Source organism: Clostridium sp. AF21-20LB, from assembly GCF_003478795.1.
Taxonomy (GTDB): domain Bacteria; phylum Bacillota; class Clostridia; order Lachnospirales; family Lachnospiraceae; genus Otoolea; species Otoolea fessa.
Genome location: NZ_QUGD01000022.1, coordinates 30,063 through 46,555 on the forward strand (window position 1 = coordinate 30,063; position 16,493 = coordinate 46,555).

Below are 16,493 nucleotides of genomic sequence, written 5' to 3' on the forward strand. Positions count from 1 at the left end.
CACAATGTGTGAACTGTAAAAAATCATAAGAAAGATATAAGAAACAGAAGAAAGAAAATCTGGTATGATGAAGATGGAAATGGCTCATATTACAAAAGAATGCAGGCATATGTGCAGCGGAACCTAAAAAATACACAGAATTTGGATGATAGAATTACGAAAAAAAGACAGGAGGCAGGAAAATGGCACAGACAGAACAGAAGAATCAGAATGTAAAAAAACAGTTTGAGGAGCTGCAGTCTCTTTTGGAGCGGGCGATGGCGCTTCAGACGTCGATGGTTTTGTTTGAGTGGGATGATGAGACGCTGGCGCCGAAGGGTGCAGCAGAGCATACCGCGCGGGTGATAGGTTCACTTTCGGAGCAGTATCAGGAGATTCTGGCGTCAATGCGTTTTAAGGAGCTGCTGGATGCCTGCCAGAAGGCAGAAAAAGAGAATGCGGGCGTATTTGATGAGGTGCAGTCGGCAATTCTCCGGGAAGCAGCCGAGGAGCAGGAGCGGCTTTCCTGCATTCCGCCGGAGGAATACCGTGCGTATGCAGAACTTACGGCGCGTGCGACGGGAATCTGGACGCGTGCGCGAGAGAAAAATGATTTTGCTTCATTTGCCCCTGTTTTGAAGGAGATTATTTCCTATCAGAAGAAATTTGCGGCGTACCGGGCAAAGCCGGGACAGAAGCTTTACGATGTGATGCTGGATACCTACGAAAAAGGTTTTAATATGGAGATGTTAGATCCATTTTTTGAGCTGATGAAAGGGAAAATCGTGCCGCTTTTGAAAGAATCGGCAGAGCGCTCGAAGACGGTTCCGGACGCCTTTTTATCTGCAGATTATCCGGAGGCGGCGCAGGCAGAGGCGGCGCGTTTCCTAGCAGAATATGAGGGCTTTGATTTTGACCGGGGAGTACTGGCACTCAGCGCCCATCCGTTTACGACGAATCTGCACAATCATGATGTACGGATCACGACGCATTATCAGAAACGGATTGATTCTTCGATTTTTTCCGTGCTGCATGAGACGGGACATGCTATCTATGAATTTGGCATCCGGGATGACCTGACACAGACGCTGGTGGGGCAGGGAACTTCGATGGGAATGCATGAATGCCAGTCCCGTTTCTTTGAAAATATCGTGGGGCGCAGCCATGCATTCTGGAAACCGATTTATGGAAAAGTGGCGCAGATGTTTGGAAGCCGCTGACGGAGACGAGTCTGGAGAATTTTCTGGCGGCGGTTAATAGAACCGTTCCGGGGCTGATCCGGACGGAAGCGGATGAGCTTTCTTATCCGCTGCATGTGCTGGTGCGCTATGAAATTGAGAAAATGCTGATTGAGGAGGATCTGGAGGTGGAGAAACTGCCGCAGATCTGGAATGATAAGTATGAAGAATACCTGGGAGTACGCCCGTCCACGGATCGGGAGGGCGTACTGCAGGATATTCACTGGTCACAGGGATCGATCGGCTATTTTCCGTCCTATGCATTAGGAAATGCCTTTGGCGCGCAGATTTATCACCAGATGAAGAAGGAATTGCCGGTAGAAAAACTACTGGAGGCTGGAAACCTGGGAGAAATCCGCGAATATCTGCGGAAAAATATTCACCAGTATGGCAAATTGAAGGACAGCCGTCAGATCCTGCGCGATATGACGGGGGAAGATTTTAATCCGTCATATTATGTGGCATATCTGGAAGAGAAGTATGGACGGTCGGAGAAAGAGCAGTAAGGCGGTCGATCTGTTCTTTCTTGAATTCCAGAGAGGAATGAAAATAGTATTCAAGCGTGACTTTCAAATCGGAGTGTCCCAGAATTTCGCTGAGCGTTTTGGGATCCATGCCATTTGTGATACAGCGGGTGGCAAACGTGTGCCGGATTGCATGAAAATTCAGATAGCGCAGTCCGGCTTGAGATAGAATGCGCTGGTAGTGATTCTGGAAGGTTCGCGGATCCATCGGGAAGCTGGCAGATTGTGACAGCAGAAAATAATCCGGGTGTTCCGGATGAGAATATGGCTGTAGGATCGGCAGAAGGAAAGCGGGCAGGGGAACCAAACGGTTGGAGGAGATGCTTTTGGGACCGGATAAAATGAGTTCTGATTTATGGGTTGTGTCAAGGCGCGTCAGGCGCTGCACCGTGTGTCGGACATGGAGATAGCGATCGGAAAAATGAATATTTTCCCAACGCAGGGCGCAGAGTTCTCCAACCCGCAGCCCTGTATAGAGTCCCAGATAGATGACGGCTTCGGAGATTCCTGTATGGGCAGTTAGATAGTGTTCGAGCTGTTTCTGTTCCTGAAGGGTAAAAACAGGTACTTCAGGGCGCTTTTTTGGAAGACGGGGCGGGAGATAGAGAATGCCGTTTGTCTGCCCGGTTTCATAGGAAAGACGCAGAATGGAGTTGACGAGCAGAAGAATACAGCGGATAGTTCCGTTCCCAAGCGGATGCAGGGAATCCGGGGATAAAAGGGAATTGCGGAATGTCTGAAGCATAGGCAGATCGACCTCTGAAAGCTGGATGGCTCTAAAATAAGGGGAGATATAACGGTCTGCCAGATGCCGGTATTTCACATAGGTAGACAGGCTCGCGCCTGTTTCTGCTTTTCCAGCCAGATGGAAAGAAGATCGTTAAAGTACATTGTTTCGTTTTTCATGATGAAACCTCCTGTATAAAAAATAGTTGTCGTGGACAATCGTTATTTTACAGGTAGATATGCAGAAGAAATATGTGACTGCTTATAGCGGAGGGTTTTAAAATGAGATGTGTCTATATGATGACTGACGAAAATATTACAGCAAATGCTGACAAGAAGATTCTTTTTTGGTATAATGAGACAGAATATGTACATGACTGAGAAGAAAGTCTATATCGAAGGTGCCGGTCAGGCGCTATTTAGGGATAAACGACATATTTTATAGAAGATTCTATTTTGAAGAATCAATAGATTTATCATATTCTTGAGATAGAGATACGAAGGCGGGAGTGTCTGAGGCGGTATGATGGCAGCGGCTCGCCTGGTTGGAAAAAGGAGGAATAATTGTATGTGTGGTATCGTAGGATATACAGGAGACCAGCAGGCGGCTCCGATCTTATTAGCGGGTCTGGAGAAGCTTGAATATCGTGGATACGATTCAGCAGGTCTGGCAGTCAGAGACGGAGAACGTGTACCGGAGGTTGTAAAGGCGAAGGGACGTCTGCGCGCGCTGGCAGAGAAAACAGACAATGGACGCGCAATGCGGGGCAACTGCGGTATCGGTCATACCCGCTGGGCGACACACGGGGAGCCGTCTGAGAACAATGCACATCCGCACTGCACGGATGACCGCAGCGTGGTAGCGGTTCACAATGGTATTATCGAAAACTATCAGGAAATTCGCGAAAAACTGATTAAAAATGGATATACGTTTTATTCAGATACTGATACAGAGGTGGCTGTAAAGCTGATCGATCATTATTATAAGAAATACAACGAGGGACCGCTCGATGCGATGGCGCGTGCGATGATGCGTATCCGTGGCACGTATGCACTGGCGGTTATGTTTAAGGATTATCCGGAGGAGATCTTTGTAGCCCGTCAGGATAACCCGATGATCATCGGAGTAGGCGAGGGTGAATCCTTTATCGCGTCGGATGTTCCGCCCCTGCTTCCATATACCCGCAAGGTATACTATATCGGCAACCAGGAATTGGGACGCTTACATAAGGGAGAGGTTACTTTCTATAATATTGATCAGGAAGAGATTCAGAAAGAACTTGTGACGATTGAGTGGGATGCAGAAGCTGCTGAAAAGGGAGGTTATGAGCATTTCATGATTAAGGAGATCCATGAACAGCCGCGTGCGGTTCGGGATACATTAAATTCAGTCATCCGCGATGGTCATATTGACCTGACCGAGGCGGGACTTTCCGATGATGTCATTCGTTCGTTAAAGCGTATTTATATCGTAGCGTGTGGTTCTGCTTACCATGCAGGCGTGGCAGCTCAGTATGTGATCGAAGATCTGGCGCGTATTCCGGTCCGCGTCGAGCTGGCTTCCGAGTTCCGTTACCGGAACCCGATTCTGGAAGAGAACAGTCTGGTTATCATCATCAGCCAGTCGGGCGAGACAGCCGACAGCCTGGCAGCCCTGCGTCTGGCAAAGAGCCAGGGCGTTCCTACGATGGCGATTGTCAATGTGGTAGGTTCCACGATTGCGCGTGAGGCAGATCATATTTTCTACACATTGGCAGGTCCGGAGATTGCGGTGGCGACCACCAAGGCATATAGCACACAGCTGGTTGCCGGATATCTTCTGGGCGTGCAGTTTGCCCATGTGCGCGGTACGATCACAGAAGAAAAATATGAAGAACTCCTTGCAGCCCTGCAGGAACTGCCGGATCAGATTGCGAAGCTGCTCGAAAATGACAAAGAACGCATCCAGTGGTTCGCAGCGAAATATGCCAATGCAAAAGACGTGTTCTTCATCGGCCGCGGCATCGATTACGCAGTCAGCATGGAAGGCAGCCTGAAATTAAAAGAGATCAGCTACATCCATTCCGAAGCATATGCAGCTGGAGAATTAAAACACGGAACCATCAGCCTGATTGAGGATGGTATCCTCGTAGTCAGCATCCTGACCCAGGAAGCCCTATATGAGAAGATGATCAGCAACATGGTAGAAGTAAAATGCCGCGGCGCTTACCTCATGGGACTCACAACTGCAGGCAACTACAATATTGAAGACACCGTCGATTTCGCAGTCTATATACCGAAGACTGACGAGCACTTCACACCGAGCTTAGCGGTTGTGCCGCTGCAGCTGCTGGGATATTATGTAAGTGTATCGAAGGGACTGGATGTAGATAAGCCTAGAAACCTGGCGAAGAGTGTTACGGTAGAGTAATAGAGCTTTTTATGGTGTTGTTATAGATCTAGAAAAAGTAATATAAATGGAAAGAAAAGACAAGGTTTGCAAAAAGGCATAAAATGTCAGACGCAGACCTTGTTTTTTGCTTGAAACTAAACAGAAAAAGAGAGTTCTCCGTGTGATTTTGCAATCACGCGGAGGACTCTCTTTTTCGTCTCGTATGCGATTTTTTATCGTCTTTATTTTTTCTCCACCCCATGCTCACTCATCAAAGATTTCATCACATAAGCATAAATCTCTTGGCTTCGATCCTTCCAGTGATTGCACATGATTTCCGCCTGCTCCTTATCCGGAACGGAGATATCGAGATTGACAAGAACGGCTTTTCCTTCCCGCACCTCGCAGTGAACGATGTAGTCCTGATTGGTCGATTTATAGAAATCGGAGATCAGTCCTACCTCGTTTCGCATGCGGAAGCGGTTCTGTTTCAGGTATTCATCCATGTCGCTGACGATGGCAGGAGAGATGTTTTTGCCGAAAAATTCCAGCGTTTCCTCGCCCTCCTTAGTGATCTCATAGCGGGAGCTGTTCCGCATCGTCTCCTTTTTTACCAGACCTGCATCCAGAAGCTCGTTCAAAGCCTGCTGGAGTGTGAAATACGTGGTGTACTCACGATCCAGGAAAAAATTGGAGAGCTGCGCGTTGGTCAGCGGAAAATTGACCTGGTGCAGCATATAGAGATTCATCAGTTTGTAAAGTGTCATCGGTTCAGCCAGCATGGAAAAACTCCTTTATTATTATTTCGTAACTGTGCAAATTTTGTGCGGTTCTTACGGTAAATGCGAGAATCGCTTGAATTGTTACGTTTATTTCTTAATGTGTTCCTTCACAGCCTTGGAAACAGCGTCAGCTACACGCGGATCAAATGCTGCCGGAAGAATGTTCTCGTCGCTCAATTCGCTGTCATCAACCAGAGCAGCAATTGCGTTGGCAGCAGCCAGTTTCATTTCTTCGGTGATAGCGGTTGCGCGTCCTTCCAGAGCGCCGCGGAAGATGCCTGGGAAGATGAGAACGTTGTTGACCTGGTTCGGGAAATCGGAACGTCCGGTTCCTACGACTCTTGCACCAGCAGCTTTTGCCAGATCCGGCATGATCTCCGGTACCGGGTTTGCCATTGCGAAGAGAATGGAATCCTTATTCATGGAAGCAACCATCTCCTGGGAAACGATGCCCGGAGCAGACACGCCTACGAAGATGTCAGCGCCTTTTAATGCATCGGCAAGTGTGCCCGTCTTGTGCTCTAAGTTGGTAACTTCGACCATCTTTTCCTGCATCCAGTTAAGCCCTTCCATGCCCTTGCAGAGCATACCGGTCTTATCACACATGGTGATATGCGGGAATCCGTAGTTTAAGAGCAGTTTGGTAATGGCAACGCCTGCGCTTCCGGCGCCGTTGACAACGACGCGGCAGTCTTCCTTCTTCTTGCCGGTTACTTTCAGGGCGTTGATGATGCCTGCCAGTACGACGATGGCGGTTCCGTGCTGATCATCGTGGAAAACCGGAATGTTTAACAGTTTCTTTAAACGTTCCTCGATCTCAAAGCAGCGCGGTGCGGAGATGTCCTCCAGGTTGATACCGCCGAATGCCGGGGCAATGCGGACAACTGTCTCGATGATCTCCTCGGTGTCCTGTGTGTCGAGGCAGATCGGGAATGCATTGATGCCGCCGAACTCTTTAAACAGAACGGCTTTTCCTTCCATAACCGGCATAGCTGCTAACGGTCCGATATTGCCAAGTCCCAGAACGGCGCTTCCGTCGGAGACAACGGCTACAGTGTTGGACTTGATGGTGTAGCGGTATGCAGCTTCCGGATCTTTTGCAATTACCTTACATGGTTCTGCAACGCCCGGTGTGTATGCCAGAGCCAGATCCTCTCTGGTTTTTACCTGTACTTTGGAGACGGTATCGAGCTTGCCGTTCCATTTTTCATGAAGTTCGAGTGCTTTTTCATTGATCGTCATGGTTTTTATCCTTTCGAATGCTTTCATTTTATTCTTACATTATAATAGCAATTTTGACATTTTAAATCAAGATGCATATTTTAGAATGCAGGAAGGGCAGTACCATGTTACTGTACACACACAGTACCACTTATTTATAATATTTATACCTATCATGTAGCATAGCATATAAATGAAGTCCGTAAATGTTATTTTTATGCATAAAACACATGAAAAATGCATAAAACACGTTTTTATACAAAAATTATTCATAAAAATGCAAAAAAAGTATTGCATAATTAGGATCAAGGAGGTATAATCTGGGTAATTTCACGTGAGGCATATAAATCTGCCGGTCTTAGTTGACTGGATGGACAAAGAAAAAAGCATCACGCAGGCAAATGATTGGAGGAAATGAAAAATGGCTAAGAAATATAATAAAATTGTTCTTGCATATTCAGGCGGTCTGGACACATCGGTTTTAATCCCGTGGCTGAAAGAAAACTATGGCTGTGAGGTTATCGCAGTTTCCGCTGACGTAGGTCAGGGTGCGGAGCTGGATGGTCTGGAAGAGAAGGCATTAAAGACAGGTGCTTCCAAGCTGTACATCGAGGATCTGAAGAAAGAGTTCGTAGATGAGTACATCATCCCGACCATGAAGGCTGGCGCTACTTATGAGCATTACCTGTTAGGTACTTCCTTCGCTCGTCCGATTATCGCTAAGAGAATCGTTGAAATTGCGAAGAAAGAGGGCGCAGACGCTATCTGCCACGGCTGTACCGGTAAAGGAAACGATCAGGTTCGTTTCGAACTGGCTATCAAGGCATTTGCTCCGCAGATGGATGTTATCGCTCCGTGGCGTTTCTGGGAACTGAACTCCCGTGAAAAAGAGATCGAGTACGCAGAGGCTCACAACATTCCGTTAAAGATTACGAAAGAGACCAACTACTCAAAGGATAAGAACCTGTGGCATTTGTCCCATGAGGGTCTGGATCTGGAGGATCCGGCAAACGAGGCTCCGATCAACAAACCTGGATTCCTTGAGTTGGGCGTATCTCCGGAGAATGCACCGGATAAAGCTGCTTATGTAACCATCCACTTCGAGAAGGGTGTTCCGACCAGTGTAAATGGCGAGGAGATGGATGCAGAGAAGGTAATCGAGACTCTGAACAAATTAGGCGGTGAGAATGGCTGTGGTCTGCTGGATATCGTAGAGAACCGTCTGGTTGGCATGAAGAGCCGCGGTGTTTATGAGACTCCTGGCGGAGCTATTCTTTACAAGGCACATGAGAAACTGGAAGAAATCACTCTGGACAAAGAGACACAGCACTACAAACAGCAGCTGGCTCTCAAGTTCGCTGAGTTAGTATACAACGGTCAGTGGTACACACCGCTTCGCAAGGCGATGAGCGCATTTGTTGATTCCACACAGGAGACCGTAACCGGTGATGTAAAACTGAAACTCTACAAGGGCAACATTATTCCGGCATCTGTTACATCCCCGTACAGCCTGTATTCCGCAGGTATGGCTACCTTCGATGAGGATGACTGCTACGATCAGGCAGATTCCGCTGGATTCATCAACCTGTTTGGACTTCCGATCAAGGTTCGCGCCCTGAACGACGAAGTTCTGGCAGCAAGGACCGGCGAGCATTTTCCAGGCGTAGAGTAATTTAGGAAAATAATAAATAATCTGCAGGCGACAAGCCCGCAGCCGATGGTGACCATTGGTTTTCCGGTATCTGCCGGTTCCAATGGTCGCATTGGTTCTAAATCAGAGAATAAAAAGGAGTTTACACTTATGGCAAAGTTATGGGCAGGACGATTCGGAAAAGAGACAGATCTGGAGGTAAATGATTTTAACTCATCGATTTCCTTTGACTGTCGTCTTTATAAGGAAGATATCACAGGCTCCATGGCCCATGCGGCTATGCTGGGCAAGCAGGGTATCATTGCGAAGGAAGAATCAGACAAGATTATCGAAGGACTGAAAGGTATCTTAGCGGATATTGAGGCAGGTAAGATTCATTTCTCACAGGATTATGAGGATATTCATATGAATGTAGAGCAGATTCTGACCGAGCGCATCGGCGATGCCGGAAAACGTCTTCACACGGCGAGATCCAGAAATGATCAGGTTGCACTGGATATGCGTCTTTACGTGAAGAAAGAGATCGTGGCGATCAAAAAGGAAATTCTCGATTTCATGGAAGCACTCTGCGAGAGCGCAAAGAACAATCTGGAAACTGTTATGCCGGGTTATACACATCTGCAGCGTGCACAGCCGGTTACATTTGGACATTATATGATGGCATATGCCAATATGATGCGCCGTGATGTAATCCGTCTGGAAAACTGCTTAGAGGGCATGGATGATATGCCGCTCGGATCTGGCGCGCTGGCTTCCACGACTTATCCGATCGACCGTGATTTTGTACGCCAGCAGCTTGGATTTGCCAGAGTGACCAACAACTCCTTAGACGGTGTTTCCGACCGTGATTACTGCGTAGAGCTGACGGCAGCGTTATCCATTCTGATGATGCATCTGTCCCGTTTCTCTGAGGAGATTATTTCCTGGTGTTCCTGGGAGTTCAAGTTTGTAGAGCTGGATGACGCATTTTCAACCGGTTCCTCCATCATGCCGCAGAAGAAGAATCCGGATGTCTGCGAGCTGGTCCGCGGCAAGACCGGTCGCGTGTACGGCGATCTGTTTACCCTTCTTACCATGTTAAAGGGTATTCCGCTGGCATACAACAAGGATATGCAGGAAGACAAAGAGGCAGTCTTTGATGCGATTGACACCGTAAAACAGTGCCTGCGCGTGCTGACTCCAATGTTCTCCACGATGCAGATCCTGAAAGACAATATGAAGAAAGCGGCTCTGAAAGGCTTCATCAACGCAACGGACTGTGCAGATTACCTGACCAAGAAGGGAATGCCGTTCCGTGACGCATACAAGACCGTCGGACAGCTGGTAGCCCAGTGTGTACGTGAGGACAAGTCCTTAGCCGATCTGACACTGGAAGAGTACAAGACACATTCCGATGTCTTTGAAAATGACGTATATGAAGCGATTGATTTGAAGACCTGTGTACGTGGACGTAAGGTAATCGGCGGACCGGCTCCGGAGGAAGTAACCCGCCAGATTTCTGTGATTGAGAAATTTGTAAGCGAACACAAGGTTCAGGAGTAGGACAGGAAACGGGGGACGAACAATGGCGAAACCGAAGATTTATATAGACGGAAAAGAAGGAACAACCGGACTGCAGATTTACGATCGTCTGGCGAAAAGAGGGGACATCGAGCTGCTTCTGATCGATGAGGCAAAGCGCAAGGACACGGAAGAGCGAAGAAAGCTGATTCATGCGGCGGATATCGTATTCCTGTGCCTGCCGGATGCGGCAGCGGTTGAGGCAGTTGCACTGGCGGAAGGTTCTGGGGCGCGCATCATTGATGCATCTACCGCGCACCGGACAGCCAAAGGATGGGCGTACGGCATGGCGGAACTTTCAAAGGAGCACCGCGAGGCGATCAAAACATCCAGCCGGGTGGCGAATCCAGGCTGCCATGCAACTGGATTTATCACTTCCGTTTATCCGCTGGTGGCGCAGGGGATCATCCCGAAGGATTATCCGATGACAGTCTTTTCCCTGACCGGCTATTCCGGCGGCGGTAAAAAGATGATTGCCGAGTATGAATCGCCGGAGAAGCCGCAGAGCTATTTCGCACCCCGTATTTATGGTCTGACGCTGAAACATAAGCATCTACCGGAGATGCAGAAGGTCTGCGGACTTGATTATCCGCCGGTCTTTAGTCCGATCGTGGATGACTACTATAAAGGAATGGCGGTCACGATCCAGCTTCAGAACCGCCTCTTAAACGGCGGGCCGACCGCGGAAGATATCTATGAGAAGCTGGCTGGCTGGTATGACGGACAGAAGCTCATTAAGGTACATCCGTTTGGATATGACGGTATGATCGCGGCGGCAGATATGGCAGGTCGAGACAGTCTGGAGCTGATCGTCAATGGTCACGGGGAACAGACCATGGTGACGGCGCTCTTTGATAATCTTGGAAAGGGTGCTTCAGGCGCAGCCGTTCAGAACATGAACCTGATGCTCGGATTTGAGGAGACAGCTGGACTGGCACTATAGAAAAGTGCTATAATAAAAGAACGGCAGATGGTTTTTTTAGATATTTTGAGGTTGAGAGATAAAACCATAAAATAGCTGCGGGGGACTATAGACGCGAAGTTATATAAAAATGTACTCTCGGAGTCTTTCTGCACTTGCTTTTGTGGCTGATTTTCCGCCAGCCGCACCCGAATTTCATCAACGTACGCACCGCGTACGCCTCAGAAATTTGGGCACAACTGACAAAAAAACATCTCACAAAATCAAGCACAGAAAGATTCCGAGAGTACATTAAAAATGACAGGAGGAATGTCATATGAAGATAATCGAAGGCGGTGTTTGTGCTGCAAAAGGATTTAAAGTGGGCGCGATGCGCTGTGGAATCCGCAAATCTCATACAAAAAAGGATCTGGCGATGATCCTTTCGGACTGTGTCTGCAACGCATCGGCGGTTTATACGACCAACCGCGTCAAGGCATCACCGATTTTACTGACAAAGGAACATCTGGCCGACGGAAAGGCACAGGCGGTTATTGTCAATTCCGGAAATGCGAACGCGTGCGCTCCGTTTGGCATGGAGAATGCAAGAAGACAGGCAAAGGCAGGCGCGCGAGCGCTGGGCGTTTCGGAGGAAAATGTAATCGTAGCATCGACCGGCGTCATCGGTCAGACGCTTCCGGTTGAGGCGATCGAGGCTCATGCAGGCGAGATGGAGATGAAATATGACAACTCCCTGGTAGCTGCAGAAGCGATCATGACGACCGATACAAAAGTGAAGACGATCGCTGTTGAATTTGATGTAGATGGAACAACCTGCCACATCGGCGGTATCTGTAAGGGTTCCGGCATGATTCACCCGAATATGGGAACGATGCTGTGCTTCATCACAACCGATTGTGCAGTCAGCAGCGAGATGATCCGCAAGGCGCTGTTATTCAATGTAAAACGTACCTTCAACCGTGTGACTGTTGACGGCGATACTTCCACCAACGATATGTGTACCGTTCTGGCAAATGGTATGGCTGGCAATGCGGAGATTACTGCAGAAGATCCGGCATACGAGGCATTCCGCGAGGCATTGCAGACGGTTATGCAGGATCTGGCTCGTAAGATTGCGGCAGACGGCGAGGGCGCAAGCAAGCTGATGACCTGTACCGTGAAGGGAGCGAAGGACGAGGAGACAGCCGAGGTACTGGCAAAATCCATCGCCGGTTCTTCCCTGACCAAAGCAGCAATGTTCGGTTCCGATGCGAACTGGGGACGCGTTCTCTGCGCGATGGGCTATTCCGGAGCTGAGTTTAACACGGAGAAAGTGTTAGTCGAGTTTGCTTCCAAAGAGGGCAGCATTGCGGTCTGTGAGGACGGCAGAGGACTTGATTTTGATGAAGATCTGGCAAAGAAAATCTTAAGCCAGGATGAAGTGGAGATCAATGTAACGCTTCAGGAAGGCAGCGGAAGCGCTACCTGCTGGGGATGCGATTTGACCTATGATTATGTGAAGATTAATGGAGATTATCGGACGTGATGAAAACAGGATCAAAAATGAGCGCAGAAGTCCTGGTAGAGGCACTGCCTTATATTCAGGAATATGCAGGTAAAATTATCGTTGTAAAATACGGCGGAAACGCATGATTAATGAAGATTTAAAGCAGGCGGTGATTGAGGATATCGTCCTTTTAAATCTGGTAGGCATCAAGGTCGTGCTGGTACACGGCGGCGGTCCGGAAATTTCGGAGATGCTCAAAAAAATCGGAAAAGAGTCTAAATTTGTCAAAGGTCTGCGCTACACAGACCGCGAAACGATGGATATTGTCCAGATGATTCTCTGCGGTAAGGTCAACAAAAACCTTGTTTCCCTGTTTGAGAAAGCAGGCGGACGTGCCGTTGGTCTGGGCGGCATGGACGGCGGACTCTTCAAGGCGATCCAGTTAGTCGATCCGGATGGAACGGAATACGGCTATGTGGGAGATATTAAAGAAGTCAATGAGAAAGTCGTTCTCGATGTTTTAAATGAGGGCTTTATCCCGGTTGTTTCCTCCGTGGCAGCAGGCATGGACGAGGAGACAAACTATAACATCAATGCAGATACGGCAGCGGAGAAGCTGGCGGTGGCACTGAAAGCGAAAAAATTGATTCTTCTGACGGATGTATGCGGTCTGATGCGCGATCCGAAAGACGATTCGACATTGATTCCGAGACTGAAAGTTTCCGAGGTTCCGGCACTCATCAAAGAGGGCGTGATCTCCGGCGGCATGATTCCGAAGGTAGATTGCTGCGTTGAGGCAGTGCGCCAGGGCGTAGAACGTGCCAATATCCAGGATGGTCGTGTGCCGCACTCGATTCTGGTCGAGCTTTTGAGCAATGACGGTGTAGGAACCATGTTCTCGTAAACAGCAGATGAACTAGATTCTGCACGAATCCGGGCTGTTTTAGCTGAAATGCAGGACGGGTGCTGGAAGCTTTGCGGGCAGATGTGGGCGTTAGGAGGTTTTTTATGACATTTGAAGAAATCAAGCAGGGCGAAGAAACATATATCATGCATACATACGGCCGCTTTCCGATTGCGCTGGATCACGGAAAAGGCGCGACGCTGTGGGATACGGACGGAAAGAAATACATTGATCTGACCTCTGGCATCGGTGTCAACAGTCTTGGCCATGACAACGAGGCGCTGACGACTGCGGTATCGGAGCAGGCACATAAGCTGATGCATGCCTGCAACCTGTATTACACCGAGCCGATGGTGCAGGCAGCAAAGAAGTTGGTCGATGCAGCCGGAATGGGAAAAATCTTTTTTGCAAACTCCGGTGCGGAAGCCAACGAGGGCATGATCAAGCTGGCAAGAAAGTATTCCTTTGACAAATACGGCGAGGGAAGAAATAAGATTATCACGCTGAAACAGTCCTTCCACGGACGTACCGTGACGACATTAAAGGCAACCGGACAGGACAAGTTCCATCAGTATTTCTTCCCATTCACGGAAGGATTTGATTATGCGGCAGCCAATGATATCGAAGACATGAAGCGCAAGATTGATGATACGACCTGCGCTGTCATGATGGAGATGATTCAGGGCGAGGGCGGCGTCCTTCCGCTTGATAAGGAATTTGTACAGGCAACTGCCGAGATCTGCAAGGAGAAGGACATCCTGCTTCTGATTGACGAGGTTCAGACGGGCATCGGACGTACCGGAAGCCTGTTCTGCTATGAGCAGTACGGTGTTCAGCCGAACATCATCAGCATGGCAAAAGGACTCGGCGGCGGCGTTCCGATCGGTGCTGTCATGGCGGATAAGAAATGTCAGGATGTACTGGGCGCCGGTACGCACGGTACAACCTTCGGCGGCAATCCGCTCTGCTGTGCGGCAGCCAATACTGTATTAGATATTGTAAATAAGCCGGAATTCCTGAAATCGGTTCAGGAAAAGGGCGAGTACCTGAAAAAGGAGATTTTAGCGATCGGTTCTCCGAAGGTAAAAACCGTTCGCGGCATGGGACTGATGTTAGGCATCGTAGTGGACAAAGACGAGAGAGCTGCGATGGTCAGTCAGTTGATGGAGAAAGGCGTCCTGGTCCTGACAGCCGGTACAGAGGCGATCCGTCTGCTTCCGCCGCTTGTTATCACGAAAGAGGAGATGGACGAGGCAATCGCTGCTATGAGGGAGGTATTTTAGACATGAAGCATTTATTAAAGCTGTTGGACTGCACACCGGAGGAGATTACCTCGATTCTGGATCTGGCAGATCAGTTAAAATATGAGCGGAAACATCACATTTCACATCGTCTTCTGGAGGGCAAATCCATCGGTCTGATTTTCCAGAAGTCATCCACCCGTACCAGAGTTTCGTTTGAGACCGGTATGTTCCAGCTCGGCGGACAGGCACTGTTCCTTTCCTCCCGCGACTTACAGATCGGACGCGGTGAGCCGGTACAGGATACCGCACGCGTACTCTCCCGTTATCTGGACGGCATCATGATCCGTACCTACGAGCAGAAAGAAGTGGAGGATCTGGCAAAATACGGTTCTATCCCGATCATCAACGGTCTGACTGATTTCTGCCATCCGTGCCAGGTACTGGCTGATCTGATGACGATCCGTGAGAAATACGGCGTACTGAAAGGGCTCAAGATGTGTTACATCGGCGACGGCAATAACATGGCGAACTCCTTGATCGTAGGCGGTCTGAAATCGGATATGCAGGTATCTATCGCAACTCCGGATAATTACCGTCCGGCGAAAGAAGTGCTGGATTTTGCAGCTGGCAATGACGCATTTACACTGGTAAATGATCCGATCAAGGCAGTGGAAAATGCAGACGTTGTCATCACAGATACATGGACTTCCATGGGTCAGGAAGAAGAGAAGAAGATCCGCCAGCAGGCATTCCAGGGATATCAGATCAATGATGAACTGATGGCTGCGGCAAAACCGGGGGCGATGGTAATGCACTGTCTGCCGGCTTACCGTGGACAGGAGATTACCGAGAAGATCTTTGAAGAACATGCGTCTGAGATCTTTGAAGAGGCGGAAAACCGGTTGCATGCCCAGAAGGCGGTTATGGTTACGCTGATGAAATAGAAATATATAGAAATGCATAAAAATGGCAAGGTGACGCGCCAGAAGCCAAATGCCCTCCGTTGCGGTTTCGGAGCCGGTAACACTAGGCTTGCATAGATTTGTTAAAAGCAGAGTCCAAAATACAAACTCGCTTTGCTCAGACAGGTGTATTTTGAACTCTAACACAAATCTCTGCAAGCCAAGAGTTACCAAGACTCCTGCAAATGCAACGGAGGGCATTTGGCTTCTGGCGCTGTATGTTGTATGCTTTTTGGGGTGTTTAAAAAGTGGGAATGTATGTTATAATTGGCATAAATAGTACAATATAAAAAATTTAGCAGATTAAGAAAATTTTAGGAGGTATCAGTATGACAAAAGAGGAGATTTCAGCGCGTCAGCAGCAGGCGGCTCAGTTTCATGCAATGGGGTATAATTGTGCCCAGTCGGTGGCGTGTGCGTTTGCGGATAAGGTGGATTTGGACAAGGTGGCGCTGTTTAAGGTGACGGAGGGGCTTGGTCTTGGCATGGGCGGCATGAATGGTACCTGCGGGGCCATTTCGGCGGCGGCTGTGCTGGCGGGGCTGAAGGATAGTACAGGGGATCTGGAGCTGGCGAATTCGAAGGCGGTTTCTTATAAGGATGCCAGAGAGTGCATCGCGCGTTTCCTTGAGAAGAACCAGAGCGTGGTCTGTAGGGATTTGAAGGGTGTGGAAACGGGAAATGTGCTGCGTGCCTGTCCGGACTGCATCAGCGATGCGGTGGAGATTATCGGAGAAGTATTGTTCTAATATATCCTCGCAAATTGGCACGTTTGAAACTGTAAGTGCCGTACAGCAACGCGCGGGCAGCCGATTTTGTTACTGTTCACGCATACGTGCCCAGTAACGGAATTTGCCGTGGCTTCGCATTTAAATACGGCAAATTCCTGCTGCCACCACGTTTTCTTACGGCACTTTCGGTTC

13 protein-coding genes and 1 pseudogene are annotated in these 16,493 nt (G+C 48.8%); 11 read left to right on the forward strand and 3 right to left on the reverse strand.

Annotated elements, in window-relative coordinates:
• The first annotated feature begins 182 nt into the window (after nucleotides 1–182).
• Nucleotides 183–1,199, forward strand: coding sequence for a hypothetical protein (locus DWX76_RS10810; protein ID WP_412694056.1), 1,017 nt, complete (start codon nucleotides 183–185; stop codon nucleotides 1,197–1,199).
• Between the two features lie 56 nt (nucleotides 1,200–1,255).
• Nucleotides 1,256–1,723: a hypothetical protein gene (locus DWX76_RS15165; protein ID WP_412694057.1), complete on the forward strand. Its 468-nt coding sequence runs from the start codon at nucleotides 1,256–1,258 to the stop codon at nucleotides 1,721–1,723.
• Here the strand turns inward: DWX76_RS15165 and DWX76_RS10815 are convergent.
• A complete protein-coding gene (locus DWX76_RS10815) occupies nucleotides 1,659–2,564 on the reverse strand; it encodes a tyrosine-type recombinase/integrase (protein WP_118570664.1) in 906 nt (301 codons plus the stop codon). The two genes, DWX76_RS15165 and DWX76_RS10815, sit on opposite strands and share 65 nt — an antisense overlap.
• A gap of 471 nt (nucleotides 2,565–3,035) precedes the next feature.
• Here DWX76_RS10815 and glmS point away from each other — a divergent pair, with 471 nt between their 5' ends.
• Nucleotides 3,036–4,877, forward strand: a complete 1,842-nt coding sequence (gene glmS / locus DWX76_RS10820) for a glutamine--fructose-6-phosphate transaminase (isomerizing) (RefSeq protein WP_118522149.1) — start codon at nucleotides 3,036–3,038, stop codon at nucleotides 4,875–4,877.
• 203 nt (nucleotides 4,878–5,080) lie between these two features.
• On the opposite strand, the gene DWX76_RS10825 is transcribed toward glmS, so the two are convergent.
• Both DWX76_RS10825 and DWX76_RS10830 read right to left on the reverse strand, forming a co-directional pair.
• The gene (locus DWX76_RS10825; RefSeq protein ID WP_107000108.1) at nucleotides 5,081–5,620 is read right to left on the reverse strand and encodes a DUF4364 family protein; all 540 of its coding nucleotides are present in this window, start codon (nucleotides 5,618–5,620) and stop codon (nucleotides 5,081–5,083) included.
• Nucleotides 5,621–5,707: 87 nt separating this feature from the next.
• Nucleotides 5,708–6,862: an NADP-dependent malic enzyme gene (locus tag DWX76_RS10830; protein ID WP_118490588.1), complete on the reverse strand. Its 1,155-nt coding sequence runs from the start codon at nucleotides 6,860–6,862 to the stop codon at nucleotides 5,708–5,710.
• Between the two features lie 400 nt (nucleotides 6,863–7,262).
• Here DWX76_RS10830 and DWX76_RS10835 point away from each other — a divergent pair, with 400 nt between their 5' ends.
• From DWX76_RS10835 to DWX76_RS10870, 8 genes and pseudogenes are all read left to right on the forward strand, one after another.
• Nucleotides 7,263–8,513: an argininosuccinate synthase gene (locus DWX76_RS10835; RefSeq protein WP_118570665.1), complete on the forward strand. Its 1,251-nt coding sequence runs from the start codon at nucleotides 7,263–7,265 to the stop codon at nucleotides 8,511–8,513.
• Nucleotides 8,514–8,642: 129 nt separating this feature from the next.
• Entirely contained in the window at nucleotides 8,643–10,034 is a 1,392-nt protein-coding gene (gene argH, locus DWX76_RS10840) for an argininosuccinate lyase (protein WP_022358445.1), read from the forward strand.
• A 22-nt stretch (nucleotides 10,035–10,056) separates the two neighbouring features.
• Nucleotides 10,057–10,995 (forward strand): N-acetyl-gamma-glutamyl-phosphate reductase, encoded by a 939-nt coding sequence (argC, locus tag DWX76_RS10845; protein WP_118522152.1) that lies wholly within the window; start codon nucleotides 10,057–10,059, stop codon nucleotides 10,993–10,995.
• A gap of 295 nt (nucleotides 10,996–11,290) precedes the next feature.
• Entirely contained in the window at nucleotides 11,291–12,499 is a 1,209-nt protein-coding gene (argJ, locus tag DWX76_RS10850; protein ID WP_118570666.1) for a bifunctional ornithine acetyltransferase/N-acetylglutamate synthase, read from the forward strand.
• A pseudogene (gene argB, locus DWX76_RS10855) lies at nucleotides 12,499–13,364 on the forward strand (acetylglutamate kinase). The gene argJ and the pseudogene argB overlap by 1 nt, the downstream one beginning before the upstream one ends.
• A gap of 104 nt (nucleotides 13,365–13,468) precedes the next feature.
• Nucleotides 13,469–14,647 (forward strand): aspartate aminotransferase family protein, encoded by a 1,179-nt coding sequence (locus tag DWX76_RS10860; RefSeq protein WP_118570667.1) that lies wholly within the window; start codon nucleotides 13,469–13,471, stop codon nucleotides 14,645–14,647.
• Between the two features lie 2 nt (nucleotides 14,648–14,649).
• Nucleotides 14,650–15,552: an ornithine carbamoyltransferase gene (argF, locus tag DWX76_RS10865; protein WP_022358782.1), complete on the forward strand. Its 903-nt coding sequence runs from the start codon at nucleotides 14,650–14,652 to the stop codon at nucleotides 15,550–15,552.
• A gap of 347 nt (nucleotides 15,553–15,899) precedes the next feature.
• Nucleotides 15,900–16,319, forward strand: a complete 420-nt coding sequence (locus DWX76_RS10870) for a C-GCAxxG-C-C family protein (protein ID WP_107000101.1) — start codon at nucleotides 15,900–15,902, stop codon at nucleotides 16,317–16,319.
• Nucleotides 16,320–16,493 lie beyond the last annotated feature (174 nt).